This window comes from Pedobacter caeni (assembly GCF_900129215.1).
GTDB lineage: Bacteria > Bacteroidota > Bacteroidia > Sphingobacteriales > Sphingobacteriaceae > Pedobacter > Pedobacter caeni.
In genome coordinates, this window is sequence record NZ_FQUQ01000007.1 from 209,811 (window position 1) to 229,023 (window position 19,213).

Annotated in this window: 16 protein-coding genes; 8 read left to right on the top strand and 8 right to left on the bottom strand. The window is 39.7% G+C overall.

Translation table 11 applies throughout. The features are described from left to right. Positions 1-354: 354 nt before the first annotated feature. The gene (gene mnmG / locus BUC20_RS29825; protein WP_073237257.1) at positions 355-2,217 is read left to right on the top strand and encodes a tRNA uridine-5-carboxymethylaminomethyl(34) synthesis enzyme MnmG; all 1,863 of its coding nucleotides are present in this window, start codon (positions 355-357) and stop codon (positions 2,215-2,217) included. Positions 2,218-2,360: 143 nt separating this feature from the next. Further along, positions 2,361-3,989 carry an Ig-like domain-containing domain gene (locus tag BUC20_RS29830; protein ID WP_073237260.1) on the top strand — a complete coding sequence of 543 codons (1,629 nt, stop codon included), beginning with the start codon at positions 2,361-2,363 and terminating at the stop codon, positions 3,987-3,989. Positions 3,990-3,992: 3 nt separating this feature from the next. Here BUC20_RS29830 and BUC20_RS29835 read toward each other — a convergent pair whose 3' ends face one another. Both BUC20_RS29835 and nadB read right to left on the bottom strand, forming a co-directional pair. Beyond that, positions 3,993-4,502 carry a gamma carbonic anhydrase family protein gene (locus BUC20_RS29835; RefSeq protein WP_073237262.1) on the bottom strand — a complete coding sequence of 170 codons (510 nt, stop codon included), beginning with the start codon at positions 4,500-4,502 and terminating at the stop codon, positions 3,993-3,995. Between the two features lie 3 nt (positions 4,503-4,505). Then, complete coding sequence (gene nadB / locus BUC20_RS29840) at positions 4,506-6,092, bottom strand: L-aspartate oxidase (RefSeq protein WP_073237265.1); 1,587 nt, start codon at positions 6,090-6,092, stop codon at positions 4,506-4,508. Between the two features lie 400 nt (positions 6,093-6,492). Here nadB and nadA point away from each other — a divergent pair, with 400 nt between their 5' ends. Then, positions 6,493-7,485, top strand: a complete 993-nt coding sequence (gene nadA / locus BUC20_RS29845) for a quinolinate synthase NadA (RefSeq protein WP_073237267.1) — start codon at positions 6,493-6,495, stop codon at positions 7,483-7,485. Between the two features lie 67 nt (positions 7,486-7,552). Continuing rightward, the gene (gene thiL, locus BUC20_RS29850) at positions 7,553-8,593 is read left to right on the top strand and encodes a thiamine-phosphate kinase (RefSeq protein WP_069378305.1); all 1,041 of its coding nucleotides are present in this window, start codon (positions 7,553-7,555) and stop codon (positions 8,591-8,593) included. Here thiL and BUC20_RS29855 read toward each other — a convergent pair. Both BUC20_RS29855 and BUC20_RS29860 read right to left on the bottom strand, forming a co-directional pair. Next, entirely contained in the window at positions 8,588-9,910 is a 1,323-nt protein-coding gene (locus BUC20_RS29855) for a DNA recombination protein RmuC (RefSeq protein ID WP_073237645.1), read from the bottom strand. The two genes, thiL and BUC20_RS29855, sit on opposite strands and share 6 nt — an antisense overlap. Before the next feature lie 61 nt (positions 9,911-9,971). After that, the gene (locus tag BUC20_RS29860; protein WP_073237270.1) at positions 9,972-11,111 is read right to left on the bottom strand and encodes an NAD(P)/FAD-dependent oxidoreductase; all 1,140 of its coding nucleotides are present in this window, start codon (positions 11,109-11,111) and stop codon (positions 9,972-9,974) included. 86 nt (positions 11,112-11,197) lie between these two features. Here BUC20_RS29860 and BUC20_RS29865 point away from each other — a divergent pair, with 86 nt between their 5' ends. After that, a complete protein-coding gene (locus BUC20_RS29865; RefSeq protein ID WP_073237272.1) occupies positions 11,198-11,893 on the top strand; it encodes a zinc metallopeptidase in 696 nt (231 codons plus the stop codon). On the opposite strand, the gene apaG is transcribed toward BUC20_RS29865, so the two are convergent. Further along, positions 11,890-12,276 (bottom strand): Co2+/Mg2+ efflux protein ApaG, encoded by a 387-nt coding sequence (apaG, locus tag BUC20_RS29870; protein WP_073237275.1) that lies wholly within the window; start codon positions 12,274-12,276, stop codon positions 11,890-11,892. The two genes, BUC20_RS29865 and apaG, sit on opposite strands and share 4 nt — an antisense overlap. Before the next feature lie 34 nt (positions 12,277-12,310). Beyond that, positions 12,311-13,318 carry a tRNA dihydrouridine synthase DusB gene (gene dusB, locus BUC20_RS29875; RefSeq protein WP_073237278.1) on the bottom strand — a complete coding sequence of 336 codons (1,008 nt, stop codon included), beginning with the start codon at positions 13,316-13,318 and terminating at the stop codon, positions 12,311-12,313. A gap of 53 nt (positions 13,319-13,371) precedes the next feature. Here dusB and BUC20_RS29880 point away from each other — a divergent pair, with 53 nt between their 5' ends. From BUC20_RS29880 to BUC20_RS29890, 3 genes are read left to right on the top strand one after another with little or no spacing between them, the layout of a single operon-like run. Continuing rightward, positions 13,372-14,307, top strand: coding sequence for a CPBP family intramembrane glutamic endopeptidase (locus BUC20_RS29880; protein WP_073237281.1), 936 nt, complete (start codon positions 13,372-13,374; stop codon positions 14,305-14,307). Next, complete coding sequence (locus tag BUC20_RS29885; protein WP_200801101.1) at positions 14,276-14,488, top strand: putative signal transducing protein; 213 nt, start codon at positions 14,276-14,278, stop codon at positions 14,486-14,488. Before BUC20_RS29880 ends, BUC20_RS29885 begins: the two co-directional genes overlap by 32 nt. Positions 14,489-14,502: 14 nt before the next feature. Beyond that, complete coding sequence (locus BUC20_RS29890) at positions 14,503-15,312, top strand: phosphatidate cytidylyltransferase (RefSeq protein WP_073237286.1); 810 nt, start codon at positions 14,503-14,505, stop codon at positions 15,310-15,312. 319 nt (positions 15,313-15,631) lie between these two features. On the opposite strand, the gene BUC20_RS29895 is transcribed toward BUC20_RS29890, so the two are convergent. Next, positions 15,632-15,844 (bottom strand): DUF3820 family protein, encoded by a 213-nt coding sequence (locus tag BUC20_RS29895; RefSeq protein ID WP_200801108.1) that lies wholly within the window; start codon positions 15,842-15,844, stop codon positions 15,632-15,634. A gap of 12 nt (positions 15,845-15,856) precedes the next feature. Next, a complete protein-coding gene (gene mfd / locus BUC20_RS29900; protein WP_073237292.1) occupies positions 15,857-19,198 on the bottom strand; it encodes a transcription-repair coupling factor in 3,342 nt (1,113 codons plus the stop codon). Positions 19,199-19,213 lie beyond the last annotated feature (15 nt).

Genomic DNA, 19,213 nt, shown 5'->3' on the forward strand with positions numbered 1-19,213 from the left:
AACAATGCAAACAATAATGAACCAGGGCTTGAGTTCATTAAATACCCTTAGAAAAAATAAATATGTACTGATGAAACCATCATGATCTTACCGATCACACAACGAAATGAATACAAGATCATGATAGCTTCATAGCCGTTGAAAAACAAATGTATTCCAATGAAATAACAGAACGAATATTTAATCGTTCAATTGATACAAAACAACAAATTAAAAGAGCTCAAAATTAGCGCGTCTCCTCTAATAATTGACTAAATTTGACCATTGTTCCACGTGAAACAATTGGATTTAACAGAGCGCATGTAAAGCGTTCCACGTGGAACATAGATATAATGAGATATAAAAACACAGGTAATGTTTAAAGAATATGATGTTATAGTTGTAGGTGCCGGGCACGCTGGATGTGAAGCTGCCGCTGCCGCTGCCAATCTGGGATCTTCGGTATTGCTGATCACCATGAATATGGAAACCATCGCACAGATGAGTTGCAACCCTGCAATGGGCGGTGTTGCGAAAGGTCAGATTGTGAGAGAAATTGATGCAATGGGTGGGTACTCCGGAATCATCAGCGACAAGACTACACTACAATTTAGAATGCTTAACCTATCCAAAGGTCCGGCGATGTGGAGCCCAAGAGCTCAGAATGATCGCAAAAGATTTGCTGAAGAATGGAGACTTGCTTTGGAGCGCACACCCAATGTAGACTTCTGGCAAGACATGGTGAGTAGTTTAGTGATTAAAAACAACACGGTAATTGGAGTAAAAACTTCCCTGGGTATCGAGATCAAAGGCAAATCTGTTGTCCTTACAAATGGTACTTTCCTCAATGGCCTAATCCATATCGGAGAGAAAAAATTTGGAGGAGGCAGAACTGCGGAAAGAGCCGCAACAGGAATTACCGAGCAGTTGACAGAACTCGGTTTTGAAGCCGGCAGAATGAAGACAGGTACCCCACCCCGAGTTGACGGAAGGTCTCTGAATTATTCTTTAATGGAAGAACAATGGGGCGATGAAAATCCAGGACGATTCTCCTATACCAATGTAGAGCGTCCAACGGAACAGCGCTGCTGCTGGATCACCTATACCAATTCTGAAGTACACGAAACACTGAAAGAAGGTTTTGAAAAATCCCCAATGTTTACCGGCAGGATCAAAGGTCTCGGTCCGAGATATTGTCCTTCAATTGAAGACAAAATCAATCGCTTCGCAGAACGCGAAAGACACCAGATCTTTGTAGAACCTGAAGGATGGAATACCTGCGAAATCTATGTAAATGGATTCTCCACTTCCTTACCGGAAGACGTACAATACAGGGCACTCACACAAATTCCAGGCTTCGAGAATGCGAAGATGTTCCGTCCGGGTTATGCCATAGAGTATGACTATTTTCCACCTACCCAACTTGGTCTGACCCTGGAAACCAAATTAATCAGCAATTTGTTTTTTGCGGGCCAGATTAATGGCACAACAGGATACGAAGAGGCTGCTAGTCAAGGCTTTATCGCTGGAATAAATGCACACCAGAAAGTTAATGATCTCCATGAGCTAATCATGAAACGTTCTGAATCCTATATAGGGGTATTGATCGATGACCTGGTTACCAAAGGTACTGAAGAACCTTACCGCATGTTTACCTCAAGGGCTGAACATCGTTTATTGCTTCGTCAGGACAATGCAGATATCAGACTCTCCCCTATTGGCCATGAGCTGGGACTGATCAGTGATGAACGCCTGGATATTGTCAAACAAAAAGTAGCCAACTCAGATGCCATCGTTGCCTTTGCAAAAAAACAGGGTATAGAAATGACCGAAGCAAACGAAAAACTGGAAGCGCTTGGAACGAGCACACTGAATCAGAATGTAAAGATATTCAGCTTGCTTAGTCGTCCGCAGGTAGGCATAGAGGACATCAGAGAAATCAGCAAAAGCTTTAGAGACTATATCAGCACTTACGATAAAGAAACTGTAGAACAGGCAGAGATCAAAATTAAGTACGAGAGCTATTTTGAAAAAGAACAGGAGATTGTAAATAAAATGCAAAAGATGGAAGATAAAGACATCAATCCAAATTTTGATTATTCTCAATTGGTATCTTTATCCAAAGAAGCCAGAGAGAAGTTATTGAAGATCAAGCCAAGAACTTTGGGCCAGGCATCAAGAATTTCGGGAGTTTCGCCTTCTGATATATCAGTTTTAATGGTTCATATCAGTAAGTAAAATATAATAACTTGATAATGAATTAGTTAGAAACAAAATATTACACTTTTTAACTGACTCATTTAAAAGAGATATAAGAGAGTTTTAATTTTTTTTAATGCTATCTATCAAAAACAGTAATAAATTAAACACAGCGCATATAAATGGCCAAAAATAGCATTGTTTCGAACTTCCGGCTTTTTGCATCCCTCCTACTGCTAACTTCTTTGATTTATAGCTGTGCGAGCTTCCAGCAACCTCAGGGCGGACCCCGTGATACGACTCCACCCAAGGTTTTAAAAATGGAACCTAAAAATTTAACAACAAATTTTAAGGCAAAAAAAATCACAATAGAATTCGACGAATATTTTAAGCTTCAGAGTGAGTTCAAAGAATTTTCGATTTCTCCGGAACTGAAAATAGCACCATCTTTAAAAACAAAAGGAAAAGTTCTGGAGATATCTTTTACAGACAGTCTTGAAAAAAACACCACTTACACTTTAAATTTTGGTAAAGCCATTGCCGACATTAATGAGAGTAATGTACTCAAAAATTTTTCCTATGTTTTTTCTACAGGTCCAAAACTGGATTCCCTTAGCATCAAAGGAAAGATCACCAATTCAACTACAGGTGAACCCGAAATCGAAGCTGTTGCTTTTATTGTACCTATAGAAAGAGATACCATTGTTGGAAAATCCAGACCTTCCATCTATACCCTTACAGACAGTAGTGGTAATTATAGCCTGAACAATTTAAGGGAAGGCACCTATAAACTATATGCACTAAAAGAAAAAGGTGGTGATAAAATCTATCAGCAAAGCACAGATGAAATTGGCTTTTTAAAGGATTCGATTGTTCTGAAGCAAAATCTGGACACGATGAACATGAGTGTTTTCAAGGAGGATGCGACTGCATTCCGGATTCTTGACCGACGGATAAATGCAGACGGAAGCATTAGTTTTGCACTCAATCAAAAACTGAAAAAGCCTGAAGTTACCATCATGGAACCAGCTGCACTGGATGCAACAAAGTATACTAAATTTAGTAAAAACAACGACTCACTGAAGATGTGGCTAACAGATATGTCATTTGATTCAACTAAAGTAAGTCTGAAAGAACAGGGAAAATTACTGCAGTCCAGCACCCTCACCAGGGGTAAAAAAGAAACTTATAACCGGGTATTATCTGCTGCAGACAACCTCGAGGACCGTACTTTAAATCCTAACAAATCTTTAAAACTCACTTTCAATTTTCCGATCACCAGCGCCGATGCCAGTAAAATAACATTGCTGGAAGACTCGGTGGACAGAAAGAATTTTACCCTTGAAAAAGACAGTTCAGACTTTCTATCTTACTATATAAAGTATCCATGGCGTGTCAAGAAACCTTACCAGCTTAAGTTTGGAGCCGGTACGTTCACCGCCATATTTAATACGAAAAATAAAGAGTTTTTAAAGGATTTTAAACTTGGAAGTAAGGATGATTACGGGAGTTTAATTGTGAAGATTGTCCCTCCTGAAAAGAACAAAAGTTATATTGTTGAAATCATTGACGCCAACAAAAATGCGGTCAATACCATGGTCATTACCCAGGATACCACGGCAAGATTTGCAAATTATAAGGCCGGCAAATACTTCATAAGAATCATTTATGACAACAACAAAAACGGAAGATGGGATACCGGAAGTGTGGCGGAAAAGCGCCAACCGGAAAAAATCTGGAATGAACCAAAGGAACTCTCGATAAGAGCCCTTTGGGAAAGAAACGAAACCATTACGATTCCTAAAGAATAGGTATTACCTGAACCAGTCGGAATACATGATATAATTATCTGGTAATTTATTTAATAAAGCCCGTTGCTCTTCAGTAATGGGCTTTATTTTTTTTGCGGGAGTTCCGGCATAAATGTAACCTGTTTCGCAATGCGTATTTTCTAAAACAACAGCTCCTGCAGCAATGATACAATAGGGTTCCACTACCGCATTGTCCATAATAATTGCGCCCATACCCACCAAAATATGGTCTTTGAGGATACAACCATGAACGATCGCATTATGCCCTACAGAGACCCTGTTTCCGATCACAGTGGCAGCTTTCAGATAGGTTGCATGGATCACTGCCCCATCCTGTATATTACTATCATCACCGATCGTAATGCTGTTTACATCACCCCTGATCACCGCATTAAACCATACGGAGCAATTTTTACCCATTACAACGTCACCCACAATGGTGGCATTTGGGGCAATAAAACAATTCTCATCCCATTTAGGATGTTTATCTTTAACTGGTAATATAACTGGCATGATCTAAAAAATTGTATCTGTTAATTGTTCTGAATGGTTAGGATAATCGGTAGTAAAATGCAAACCTCTGCTTTCTTTTCTCGCCTTGGCAGACTTGATTACGATATATGCTACCTGGATGACGTTGCGCAACTCACAAAGTTTTACCGAAACTTTATTCGCTTTATAAAAATCTTCTGTCTCTTCATGAAGTAAAAACAGACGTCTCATCGCCCGGTCTAATCTAAAATCTGAGCGTACAATTCCTACATAATCACTCATTAATTTCTGAGTTTCCCTCAGGTTATGGGTCACTAAAATATCCTCATCTGTCTGGGTAACCCCATTGGCATCCCATTCCGGAATGTCATCTGGAATGACACTATTTTTAAAAACATTTACGGCATCCTGATAAATGCGGTGTGCAAAAACGGGTGCTTCCAATAGAGAATTTGAAGCCAAACGGTTTGCACCATGAAGCCCTGTGGAAGAACATTCCCCGCAAGCATATAAATTTTTGATCGAAGATCTGCCGTATTCATCTACCAAAATTCCGCCACACATATAATGAGCTGCTGGTGTAACCGGTATTAAATCCTTAGTCATGTCTATACCTATAGATAGACACTTGGCATAAATGTTCGGGAAATGAGCTAAAATATCGCTCTTTTTGCGATTGGTAATGTCCAGATAAACGAAGTCTTCTCCCGATTTTTTCATCTCAGAATCGATCGCTCTGGCCACAATATCTCTTGGTGCAAGGGAACCACGCTTGTCATATTCATACATAAATTCATCCCCGTTTTTCCTCCTCAACACTCCTCCGAAACCACGTACAGCTTCCGAAATCAGAAAGGCAGGATACTCTCCTGGATTGTATAAAGCAGTCGGGTGAAACTGAATAAATTCCATATTCCTTACTTTTCCTTTTGCACGGTACACCATCGCCATTCCATCTCCTGTAGCAATTACAGGGTTTGTCGTGCTGCTATACACATGTCCCGCTCCACCGGAAGCCATGATAGTCACATTAGCTAAGATCTTTTCCACATCGTTAAGCTCTGTGTTAAAGGCATATATACCGTAACAGTGGATATCTTCAGAACTCTTATCCACATGATGCCCCAAATGGTGCTGAGTAATTAACTCTAAACAGAAGTAATGTGTTAATATCTCTATGTTTTTGTTCTCATGAATCTGTTTTAATAACACACTCTCAATCTCGTAACCTGTGACATCTTTATAGTGCAAAACGCGGTGTTCTGAGTGTCCTCCTTCTTTTGCCAGGTCATAAACTCCCGTCTGATCTTTATCGAAATTTATCCCATAATCGATGATTTCCTGAATTCTTTGGGGCCCCTCTTTCACCACAATTTCCACTATCTCTCTGTCACACAGCCCATCTCCCGCAATTAACGTATCTTCGATATGTTTTTCAAACGAATCATCTTTATCCACAACAACAGCTACACCGCCCTGGGCATATTTTGTATTTGACTCATCCTCGTTTGATTTTGTAACGATTAATACCTTACCATGCTGAGCTGCTTTTAATGCAAAGCTTAAACCCGCAATACCCGACCCTATTACTAAAAAATCTACTTTTCTCATTGAATTAAAGCTATTTCCGTTACTTTGTTAACAACGTTGATATAATTGTTAATTTCTTGTCTAAACATTTAGAACAAATAATTTTGAATGTTTAAATCTAAGCTAAAAAGGCAATTTGCCACAATATTTTAAGTTATTTTTGAGCAACTTTGCATAGTTTATTAACTTTTTACACACACATTAAGAATAAACATATTTGTATGGATAAGTTTTGGAGGGAAAAAATATAATGCTGTAAATCAGGCAGTATTTATCATAAAAAAGTCACATAAATGTGGATAACTTATTAATAACTCAAATAATCGACTAAAAAAAAGTTTTTTACAAACGTTATTAACACACTAATAAACAATAGAAATCTATTTATATTAAATAATTATAATTTATTGAACTGTTGAAAATGGATACCTTAGAGGAATTAAATAGAAAAGGTTTTGTTGATGAAAAGATCGATCCGACACTTGATCTTTTTCTGGAAATCGAAAAATTAAAAAAAGAGAAAAACGCAATTGTACTCGCACACTACTACCAAGACCCTGATATTCAGGATATTGCAGATTACATTGGGGATAGTTTAGGCCTTTCGCAAGAAGCTGCAAGAACTGATGCCGAGGTGATTGTGTTTGCTGGAGTACATTTTATGGCGGAGACGGCGAAGATTCTTTCTCCTGACAAAAAAGTGTTGCTTCCGGACTTCAAAGCCGGCTGCTCTCTGGCTGATAGTTGTCCGCCACATTTGTTCAGGAAGTTTAAAGAAAAATATCCTGATCATGTAGTGATCACTTATGTGAATTGTACTGCTGAGCTGAAGGCTTTGAGCGATATTGTTTGTACCTCTACCAATGCGGTACAGATTGTAGAAAGTCTTCCGAAGGATACAAAGATCATTTTTGGTCCTGATAAAAATTTAGGTGCCTGGGTGGCTAAAAAAACAGGCCGCGATTTAGTCCTTTGGAACGGAGCCTGTATGGTGCACGAAATATTTTCAAGAGAGAAGATCACGAAATTGAAAGAACGTCATCCAAATGCCAAATTTATTGCCCATCCGGAATGTGAGGAAGCAGTATTACAAATGGCCGATTATATTGGATCGACCACAGGATTACTGAAATACAGCATCAATAGTGATGCACAGGAATTTATTGTGGCCACGGAAAGTGGGATCATTCACCAGATGGAGAAGGCAAACCCAACGAAAACCTTTATTCCTGCGCCACCAAATAATAGTTGTGCTTGTAATGAATGTCCGTATATGAAAAGAAATACCCTGGAGAAGTTGTATTTATGCTTAAAAAATGGCTCTCCTGAAGTAACTGTACCAGCGGATATCATTGTTAAAGCAAGAAAACCGATTGAAAGAATGCTGGAAATTTCCGCAGCATTGGGTTTATAAAAATTCTGCAGGATACAAATACCCCTGGGTATTGTAAAATGAGAAGAAAAATTAAGAAGATAAAAATATGTTTGAGAATAAAGAGCGTACCGATATTGCAGAACTTGGAGAATTTGGTCTGATTAAACACCTGACCGAAAATTTCAAGATCAGACATGAAAGCAGTATAAAAGGAGTTGGTGATGATGCTGCAGTATTGAGTTTTAAGGATAAAGAAGTGTTGATTTCTACAGATTTATTGCTGGAAGGCATCCATTTTGACCTGGCTTATGTACCCTTAATGCATTTAGGTTTTAAAGCTGTGCAGGTAAATTTGAGTGACATCTATGCCATGAATGGTATTGCTACTCAAATTACCGTTTCTATAGGGATTTCAAGTAAATTTCCCCTGGAAGCTGTGGAAGAAATCTATAAAGGAATAGACCTTGCCTGCAATAAATTCAATATAGATTTGATTGGCGGAGATACCTCCACCAGCAAACAAGGCTTAGTAATCAGTGTAACCAGTATTGGTTATGCAGAAAAGAAAGACATCGTCTATAGAAACGGTGCACAGGAAGGTGATCTTTTATGTGTTTCCGGTGATTTGGGAGGTGCTTATGTGGGATTACAGATTCTGGAAAGAGAAAAACAAATTTTTCTGGAAAACCCTAATATTCAGCCTGATCTGGAAGGAAAAGACTATATCATTGAACGTCAGCTGAAGCCTGAAGGACGAAGAGATATAGTAGATTTGCTTGCTCAAATGGAAATTATTCCTACTGCGATGATTGATGTTTCGGATGGTTTGGCCTCTGAAATCATGCACATTTGCCAGCAATCAGAAAAGGGATGTACCATTTATGAAGAGAAAATTCCAATTGATCCCATGACTTATGAAACTGCACGTGAGCTGGGATTAGATCCAACTGTTTGTGCGCTGAATGGTGGGGAAGATTATGAATTGCTGTTTACCATTAAGCAGGATGATTATGCCAAGTTAAAAAATGACCTGGACATCAGTATCATCGGACACATCACAGATAAAAATTCAGGTTGTAAAATGATTTCCAAATCCAGTGTTGTTCATGAATTGAAAGCACAGGGATGGAACGCATTTAAACTATAGGCCATCCTCTTCGGCCAGTAAAGGATCTAAAAATTTGGTGTCAATCTGCTTTGTAGCTTTGGCACCTAATTTTTTGATCTTTTCAGAAGTACTGGAAAGATTTCCAGTCCCGGTTGAAAGCTTATTCAAGGCTTTATCGTACGCATCCTGACTTTGTCTGATGTTGCGTCCAATACTTTCCATATCTGTTAAGAAACCTACAAATTTATCGTACATACTCCCGCTTAAACGTGCAATTTCCAGCACATTTCTGTTTTGTCTTTCCTGTTTCCAGATGCTGGCGATGGTGCGTAAGGTGGCCAGCAGCGTAGATGGGCTAACGATCACTACTTTTCTGTCCCATGCATAATTGAAGAGTTCTGCATCCTGTTGAACTGCAATGCCAAAAGAAGATTCAATAGGGATAAAAAGCAATACAAAATCCGGAGAGTTAATCTCATAAAGATCATGATAGTTTTTTCCGGAAAGGCCCTGAATATGGCTTTTTATGGAAATAATATGTTGCTTTAGATAAGTATCCCGGTCCTCATCATGCTCTGCCGTAACCAAACGTTCGTAAGCAACCAGGGAGACCTTAGAATCGACGATCACATGTTTATCATCCGGAAGGTCAATGATCACATCCGGTTGCATCCTGCTACCCTCTGAAGAGCTCATGCTGGTTTGTATCCGGTATTCCCTATCCTTAATTAAACCAGAGCGTTCCAGTACACGTTCAAGGATCACTTCGCCCCAGTTCCCCTGTTTTTTTGAATCTCCTTTAAGCGCTTTGGTCAGGTTATTTGCATCTTCCTGAATCTGCTTGCTTTGATCCATCAATTGGGAAATTACGCCTTTCAGGATGTTGCGTTCATCAGATTCTGACTTGTAAACTTTGTCTACCTTTTCTTCAAAAGCTTTGATGTTTTCTTTTAATGGATTTAAGATGATATCCAGATTGGTTCTGTTCTGCTCTGTAAATTTAGCTGTCTTCTCGTCCAGGACTTTATTGGCAATGTTTTCAAATTCCAGTTTGAAGCGTTGCTGCAGTTCAGTAATATATTGCTCCTGCTCTGCTTGTTTTTCTCTTTGAGCATTGACGGTTTCTTCAGCTTTGATGACCCTGCTGCGTTCGAAAAGAAAATTACTGCGAAGGTCATTCAACTCATCTTCCAGGCGCAATTTTTCTTCTTTCAGCCAGTTTACAGATTTTTGATGTTCCGCTTCCTTTAAATCCAACAGTGCAATGTGGTTATTATCTGCTGCCGGCTTTTTTAAATATAAGACAATTAGTGTTACTAATATTATGATCAATAAAATGATTATTGCTGTTTCCATGCTAATATTTTTATCAAAAGTCGAAAAATAAAAATGATCCTGCAAGTAGATTTAGCAAAAATTATAAGAAAGGCAAAATCAGATTTGCAGCATCTTCGCCAGTCTGACTCCCCATAGCAATCCCCATCCCATTGCACCTTACCGCACAAAAAACACCAGGCCGGATAGCTTTAACAATAGGATAAATATCATGACCAAAAGCCATGATGCCGCTCCAGCTCTGTTCAATTTTAAATGGGGTATGTGGTAGGATAACTTCTTTTAACAAAGTTTTAAGGGCATCCTGGATGAGTGTTGTACTTCCAAAGAGAGTGGTTTCTTCGCCCTTAAAATTCAGATTACGCCCACCACCAAGCAGTATCCTGTTGTCTATATTTCTAAAATAATAATAGCCTTTATCGTAATGGAAAGTACCTTTTATCTTTAAGTTTGGGATCGTGTTTGTAAGGATCACCTGACCCCGGCCGGGAACCACATCCAGGTCCGGAATCAGGTGTTTTACAAAAGCATTGGTACTCAGGAGTACGTGTTTGGCTTTAAAGTTTCCATGATTGCTAACCAGTACCTGATTATTTTCTTCTTCCCGAAGGTCATTAACTTCGCAATTGTTGTAAACCATCACACCGGAACCTGCTGCTTTTTGGATCAATGCTTTCATCATTTTTCCCGTATTTATCTGTGCTTCCAGCTGATTTTCTATTAAAACTTCTGTATCGGCCAATCCAAAAGAGCTGATTTTTGAATTGGCTGTTCTAAAGGTGTTTTCCTGGCCAACGATGTCTTTAATCAATTCATTAAAGTGGCTGATTTTGGATACACATAGCTCAGTCAATTGCTGATCTGTCTTTTTAAATAATTCATAACCACCATAATTATGATAAGAAAGTGAATCATCTCCTAATAGTTTACGTAGTTTCAACAGCCCTTTCCATCTCCTTTCTATCAGTTCATAAAGTAAGGCTGTACCGCTGTTTTTCTCTTGTTCTATCAATTCAGAAATACTCCCAAAACAAGCAAATCCGGCATTTTTTGTACTGGCACCAGAAGGTAAGAACCCCCTTTCAAGTATAGCTACACTTGCTTTTGGATTTTTAGATTTTATAGTGACTGCCGCATTCAGGCCCACAATTCCGCTACCTATGATGATCACATCATAAGTGAAGAAATGTTGCTTTTCCCAGTAAGATATGGAGGTTTTCATAACTTAAATTTATCATTATTTTTTAGGAGAGGATAAATTAGGCGCGCTTTTTGATTTGAATATTTTGAAAAACATACACTACGGAAATGGGAACTTATTTATTTTTAATAGTCCCGATATTACTTATTAGCATGTTCGTGCAATGGAAGTTTAGAAATAAGTTTTCAAAGTATACTGAAATGCACTTGAGTTCGGGATTTTCAGGAAAAGAAGTGGCAGAAAAGATGTTGCACGACAACGGCATCTACGATGTGAGGGTGATGAGCACTGATGGTCAGCTCTCCGATCATTATAATCCGGAAGATAAAACAGTCAATTTAAGTACAGATGTTTACCATGGAAGAAGTGTAGCAGCAGCGGCTGTGGCTGCTCACGAATGTGGACACGCCGTACAACAATCCAAATCCTACCATTGGTTACAACTGAGGACTAATATGGTTCCTGTGGTGAGTATATCGTCTACTTTATTGCAGTGGGTATTAATTGTTGGTGTATTGCTCATTGGATTCACCGGTAATCCTGTCGTATTGAGTATAGGAGTGGCAGGGCTGGCCTTACTTACCTTATTTAGTGTGATTGCCTTACCCGTTGAGTTTGATGCCAGCAGAAGGGCGCTGATCTGGTTAAAGAATAACAACGGGGTAATGCATACCGTAGAAGAAAACAAACAGGCCAAGGATGCACTTTGGTGGGCAGCCATGACCTATGTCGTTGCAGCTTTAGGCTCATTGGCCAATCTGATCTATTATGCCTCTATGTTATTTGGAAGAAATAAATATTAATTAAGCCTGTAAGGTACAATCAGGTTAAACTCAGGAATATCTACCGTAAAATCAGTATCATCCATCATACGGTGCATGAGGTAATTACCGCTCATGGCTCCCATATCTGTACTTAAATGACATCCTGATACATAAGTATGACTTTCACCAGGCTCCATTACGGGCTGAAGACCTACTACACCCTCTCCTTCTACTTCTCTCTCTGTGCCATTGGAATCAAAAATAAACCATTGACGTCTCATCAGTTGTATAGAATAATCTGATAAATTTTCAATAGTAATGCGGTAAGCAAACATAAAATGCTCATTGCCAGGATTTGAATATTCATCCTGATACATGGTTTCTACCGATATTTTGATCCCCTGTGTGATTGCTGTAACCATTTTTAACTTTTATTTAGGAAATGTTTTTCAAAAATCAAGCCATTTCACCATCGGGGTAAATATGCTGATATTTGTCTGCCACTTCGTCTAATATACTATGAATAATTTCAATGTTATCTTCTTTGACTAATAACATTCTATAGGGTTTAAAATCAGGAAGACCTTTAAAGTAATTGGAATAATGTCTTCTCATTTCAAACACTCCTACTTTGGGGCCTTTCCAGGCAATTGATTTCTCAAAATGCGTCCTGCATACATTTACACGCTCTTCTACAGTTGGGCCAGGCAGGATTTCACCAGTATTGAAAAAATGTCTGATCTCACGGAATATCCATGGATAGCCAATTGCAGCCCTTCCAATCATAATTCCATCTACTTCGTACTCCAACCGCCAATCTGCTGCTTTTTGAATGCTATCTACATCCCCATTACCGAAAATAGGAATTTTTATTCTTGGATTTCTTTTGATTTCGCGAATTAAGGTCCAGTCGGCGGCCCCTTTATACAATTGTGCCCTGGTTCTGCCATGAATGGTCAGTGCCTGGATACCAATGTCCTGCAGCCGTTCTGCCACTTCCTCTACATTTTTAGTGGTATCATCCCAGCCTAAACGGGTTTTGACGGTGACTGGTAAATGAGTTGCTTTTACGACTGCTTCAGTCATCTTTACCATTTTGTCTATGTCCTGAAGTAAAGCAGATCCCGCCCCGCGACAAGCCACATTTTTAACCGGGCAACCATAATTGATGTCCATCAGATCCGGACCAGCCATCGTTGCAATTTCTGTAGCTTCACGCATGTGGTCTATTTCGCTTCCAAAAATCTGGATGCCAATAGGACGCTCATATTCGAAAATATCCAGTTTCGCCCTGCTTTTTGCAGCATCCCTGATCAAGCCCTCAGAAGAGATAAACTCCGTATACATCATGTCCACCCCGCTTTGTTTACAAACAAAACGAAACGGCGGATCACTTACATCTTCCATCGGTGCAAGCAATAAAGGGAACGCTCCCAGATCAATATTTCCTATCTTTACAGACATTTTTCTATCTTCAAACCAAAATTCTAGGGACAAAGGTACAAATATTACAAATAATGAATTTGACAGAAAGCGAAAGACCTGAAAAAAGTCCTTACCTACAATTACTTAGCCTTGGTTTGTATGCCATAGCAGGTGTATTTGTAAGTTCAATCCTTGCCCTTGTGGTTTTATATTTTATGTACGGCGAGTTTATGAATTCGGATTGGCTGCTGACTACTGATCCAAAATTCGTATCGGTTAACCGGGTAATGATTTCTTTACAACAGATCGGATTATTTCTGGCCCCGGCCTTATTCCTCGCATTGGGGGAAGGAAAAAGAACAACTGTTTTTTATGGATTTAAACCACCAAAAACAACAATGGTCTTATTGGTCATTGGCATTATGGCTGTTTCTATGCCTATTCTGGAATTCAGTATGCAGCTCAATCAGAAAATGGTCTTGCCAGGGTTTTTGAAACCTCTGGAACATTGGATGAAAACTCAGGAAGATGCGGCAATGGCAACTACTGAAGCACTCTTAAAAATGGATCATATCGGCACTTACCTGCTTAATATTGCATTGATAGCAGTATTGCCAGCGGTGTCTGAAGAGTTAATGTTCAGAGGAGCAATCCAAAGATCATTGGGAAGAATGTTCAACAACCCTCATCTGGCAATCTGGGTGGCAGCTTTTGTATTTAGTGCCATTCATATCCAGTTTTATGGATTTTTACCGCGCTTTTTATTGGGAGCAGGTTTTGGCTATATTTATTTCTGGACGAAGAGCTTATGGTATTCCATCTTTGCCCATTTTTTAAATAATGCTTATGCAGTTACCGCAGCATGGTATATGCAAAAAAACAATATACCTTTGTCTGAATCAGATAAAACAACCTATTTTCAATGGTATGGTTATATCATCAGTGTGGTTTTAACCTTTCTGATATTTAAATATTTTAAAAATAAAGCATCAAAAGATGATGGAGAACAACTGGATAAAAGTTTTTAGTACTGAAGATGTTTTAGCTGCTGAAATTCTAAAACAAGGATTACTTGAGAGTGATATTGCTGCGGTGGTGATGAACCAAAGGGACTCTTCCTATCAAACCTTTGGAATGATCCATATTTTAGTACATCCCGATAATTTTGATAAAGCAGCCGCTTATATCAAAGAAAATAATATTGTTTAAAATACGCTATCAACATGAAGACCAGAGCAATTACCGCTTTCTTTTTTACCATTGTGATGTTAGGTTCCATGTTTCTGGGCCCTTATGTCTTTTCTGTATTTTACTTGTTGCTCAGTCTCGGCGCCTTGCTTGAATTCTTTAAACTGATTAAAACAGCAGGGATACGGCCACACCGTAATATTGCGTTAATTGCCGCAACACTGATCTTCCTGATGACTGCAGGTTATCATGTCTTAAAATTTGAAACTAAATTCTTACTCCTTTTAGTACCGCTGATCTTCTCTGTATTTATCAGTGAACTGTATAAAAAAGAAAAAATTCCCTTTGCCAACATCTCCTATACTTTTGTAGGATTTATGTATGTGACCGTACCTTTTTGTTTCTTTTATTCCCTTGGGTTTATTGGTCATGCTACGGAATATAGCTTCCATTTGCCATTGGCTTTCATGCTGATGCTTTGGGCAAATGATACCGGAGCCTATCTTTTCGGTTCTAAATTCGGAAAAACAAGGTTATTTGAACGCCATTCACCTAAGAAATCATGGGAAGGTTTTTTTGGAGGGATTTTTACGAGTCTTGTGGTTGCTTATGTCCTTTCTATTTTCTTCACAGAGTTGCCCATATGGGCATGGGGAGGAATGGCTATTCTGATTTCCAGCTTTGGAACCCTGGGGGATTTGGTCGAATCAATGCTTAAAAGAAGCCTTAATGCCAAAGATTCAGGAAACATCCTGCCAGGACATGGAGGTTTTCTTGACCGTTTTGATGGACTTTTGATTGCGGCCCCTGTCGTATATGCCTATTTATATCTTATTTTGTACTGAGCACTCAGGTAGAAAAGCTAAACTGAATTTAACCTTTGGTTAACCCTGGTTCGGGTTAAGTTAGGGTATGGTCCGGACTGAATCCAGAGCTACTCCATACCAGGTCCATACTGTGTCCGGCTTTTACCGTAAAAACGTGGACTTGACGTGGACTCACTGTGGACTTACCGTGGACTCAGTACAAGTCAATATCGGGCCAGGTACGGAGGATAATTCAACTTGGAAAAGGAAATGGTTAAGGCTTTTATTAATGAGGAATAGCAGGTGCTACGAGTAAGTGAATGTACGTGTTTGGAATAATATTTTCTTAATATAATTTTTACTTTCTTCTTAAGGGTTGTAATAAGTATTCCAGTCCATTTAACTTGATCTCGTATAAAGTACCCAGCATTTCTCCAAGCTTGCCCGGAGGGAATCCCTTGGTATGAAACCAGATCAGATACGATTCAGGAAGGTCACAGATGATCCTTCCTTTGTATTTACCAAAAGGCATCTGCATGGTCACCAGGTCATTTAATATTTGAGGATTCATCATCTTTATCGTTTATTTGGCAACCATACCCAGCATCTCTACTGCCTCATCCACTGTATTCAGGTTTTCAAAAGCAATGCGCAAAGAGTTTTTCACCTCTTTTAAGTTGCAGATCCGGGGGTGCATTTGTGCAAAGTGCAAAATTTGATTGAACATCGTGGAATCAAAAAAAGCAGATTGCTTATCTGCAATAAAATAGCCCCTTAATACCCCTTTTTTGAAGCTCAGTTTTTCGAAAGCCAGTTTTCTTGCCACCCATTGCAGACGCAATACGTTCAGCATGGTCTTTACAGGCTTTGGAACGGGTCCGAAACGGTCCTTTAGCGCACTTTCAAAGGTTTTTAGCTGTTCTTCGTTCTCCAGTTTGGAGAGTTCTGTATAAAGGTTATATCTTTCTGTAATATTGGTCACATAGTCATCAGGGATGAACAGTTCAAGATCAGTATCCACCTGTGTGAAGGTCACAAAAGGACGGGTAGGTTCATTTTTGAACAAATCCTTGAATTCATCTTCTTTCAGTTCCTGAATGGCTTCGTCCAGAATTTTGTGATACATCTCGAAACCTATCTCAGCAATGAAGCCACTTTGCTCCGCTCCTAAGAGATTTCCGCTACCCCGGATGTCTAAATCCCTCATCGCGATATTAAAGCCGCTTCCAAGGTCTGAAAACTCTTCTATTGCACTCAGCCTTTTTCTGGCTTCAGAGGTCAGGGTAGATAAAGGAGGACTCAGCAGGTAACAGAATGCTTTTTTATTGGATCGTCCTACCCTGCCCCGCATCTGGTGCAGATCACTCAGACCGAACATATGGGCATGGTTGATGATAATGGTATTGGCATTTGGAATGTCCAGTCCGGCTTCAATAATGGTTGTTGCAACGAGCACATCTTTCTCCCCGTTAATGAAATCCAACATGACATCTTCAAGTGCATCTCCATCCAGCTGACCGTGAGCAATACCTATCCGCGCTTTGGGAACCAGCCGCTGAATTAATCCTCCCAGCTGTGGCAGATCGTTTACCCGGTTATGGATAAAAAATACCTGTCCGCCCCGGTCCAGCTCAAATTGTACGGCTTCCTGAATCAGTTTGTCATTAAATACATGAAGTTCTGTATTCACGGCCTGTCTGTTAGGTGGTGGCGTACTCATGATGGAAAGGTCCCTGGCTCCCATCAGAGAGAAATGCAAGGTCCTTGGGATGGGGGTTGCCGTTAAGGTTAAGGTATCCACGTTTGCCCTCAGTACCCTCAGTTTTTCTTTTGAGGTTACCCCGAATTTTTGTTCCTCATCAATGATCATGATGCCCAGGTCTTTGAATTTTACATCTTTACTCAACAGGCGGTGCGTGCCAATGATGATGTCGACCTTTCCTTCTGCCAGTAAGGCAAGGGTATCCTTGATCTGTTTATTCGTTTTAAAACGGTTGATATAATCGACATTACATGGAAACTCTTTTAAACGGCCTGAAAAGGTCTTAAAATGCTGTAAAGCAAGGATGGTGGTTGGCACCAATACTGCCGCTTGTTTTCCATTGGCAACCGCTTTAAAGGCCGCTCTGATGGCAATTTCTGTTTTTCCGAAACCAACATCTCCACAAACGAGTCTGTCCATTGGATGAGGTGCTTCCATGTCTCTTTTCACGTCCATGGTTGCTTTTTCCTGATCAGGAGTATCCTCATAAATAAATGAAGCCTCCAGTTCAGTTTCCAGATAACCATCCGGATCAAAGGCGGTACCTACCTGGGTTTTCCGTAAAGCATAGAGCTTAATCAGGTCCCTGGCGATGTCTTTAACTTTTTTTTTAGTAGTTTTTTTGAGCTTGTCCCAGGCCTCGGTCCCCAGTTTATTCATTTTGGGTGGGGTTCCCTCCTTACCGCTATATTTTGCAATGCGGTTCAGGGAGTTGATGTTGACATATAAAAGGTCATTGTCTGCATACACCAGACGGATCATTTCCTGGGTTTTGCCATTTACTTCTACTTTTTCCAGACCGGCATATTTACCAATCCCATGGTCAATATGTGTGACAAAATCGCCAGGCTTAAGGTCTCTTAATTCCTTTAAGGTAATGGCCTGACTGCGCTGATATCCTCTTTTTAACTTGTATTTGTAGAAACGGTCAAAGATCTGGTGATCGGTATAAAATGCAACCTGTTGCTCTGCATCTAGAAAACCTTCTCTAAGCGGAATGTTGACCGGAGTAAACTTTGCGGTCTTATCTATGTCGTCCAGAATGGCATATAAACGTTCTGTCTGTTTTGGAGAAGAACTAAAAATATAATTGTGGACCCCTTGTTTCTCATTCTCTTTTAAGTTGTGAATGAGCAGGTTGAAATCTTTGTTGAAGGATGGTTGCGGCTTGGTATCAAAAGAGAAAACATGGTCTGTTTTATAGAAAAACTGTTTTCCAAATTCCACAAGAGCGAAATCATGGACCATATCTGCGAGCATTTTTTCATCTGTAAAGGCGAATTTGGGATCTATCCAATCCTGATTTTCCTGTTTTTCTTTTGCCGGAAGTGCTCTCCAGAGCTCTACGGCTTTTTTATAACCGCCTTTGACGATGTCAAAACTAAATTCTACATCTTTAAACCAAAGCTGTGTATCTTTTTCTATATAATCTAACAGGCTGATATTGCTTTCTGTCAGGTATTTTGATTGTACATTAGGAATGATGGTCAGATTTTTTACATCCTCTACAGAAAGCTGACTTTCGATTTCGAAGGTGCGGATGCTTTCTACAATATCCCCGAAAAATTCTATCCGGTACGGGAGATCATGGGAGAAAGAAAAGATATCGACAATTCCTCCCCTGATAGAGAATTGGCCGGGTTCGTACACAAATTCTGTACGTTCGAAGGCATAATCAATGAGAAATTCATTGATAAAATCAATTCCAAGCTTTGCATTCAGACCAATTTCCAGGGTGTTTTTCTCTAAGACAGTCCTGTTGATGACCTTCTCCGCCAAAGCTTCAGGATAGGTTACAACGATTTTTCCATACTCTGAGTTGTGATTGAGTTCATTGAGTACCTCTGCCCTGGCAAGGACATTGGCCGTATCTACCTGCGTAAATTCAAAAGCTTTACGGAAGGAGGATGGGAAAAGCAGGACCTCTTTGTCGAGGATACTTTCCAGATCGGCCATAAAATAAGAAGCTTCTTCCCGATCCGGGAGAATAAATAAAAGGGGCTTGTGTAACAGGAAATAAGTAGCTATTGCAATTGTTGCATCAGCAGAACCAACTAAACCTTTTAGCTGAAGTTTGTTACCTTTGCCCGCGTTGAGGGCTTTTGCCAATGCTACAATGCGCTCATCTGTTTTGTATCTATTAATCAGGTCGCGGATGTTCACTATGCAAAGGTAAGA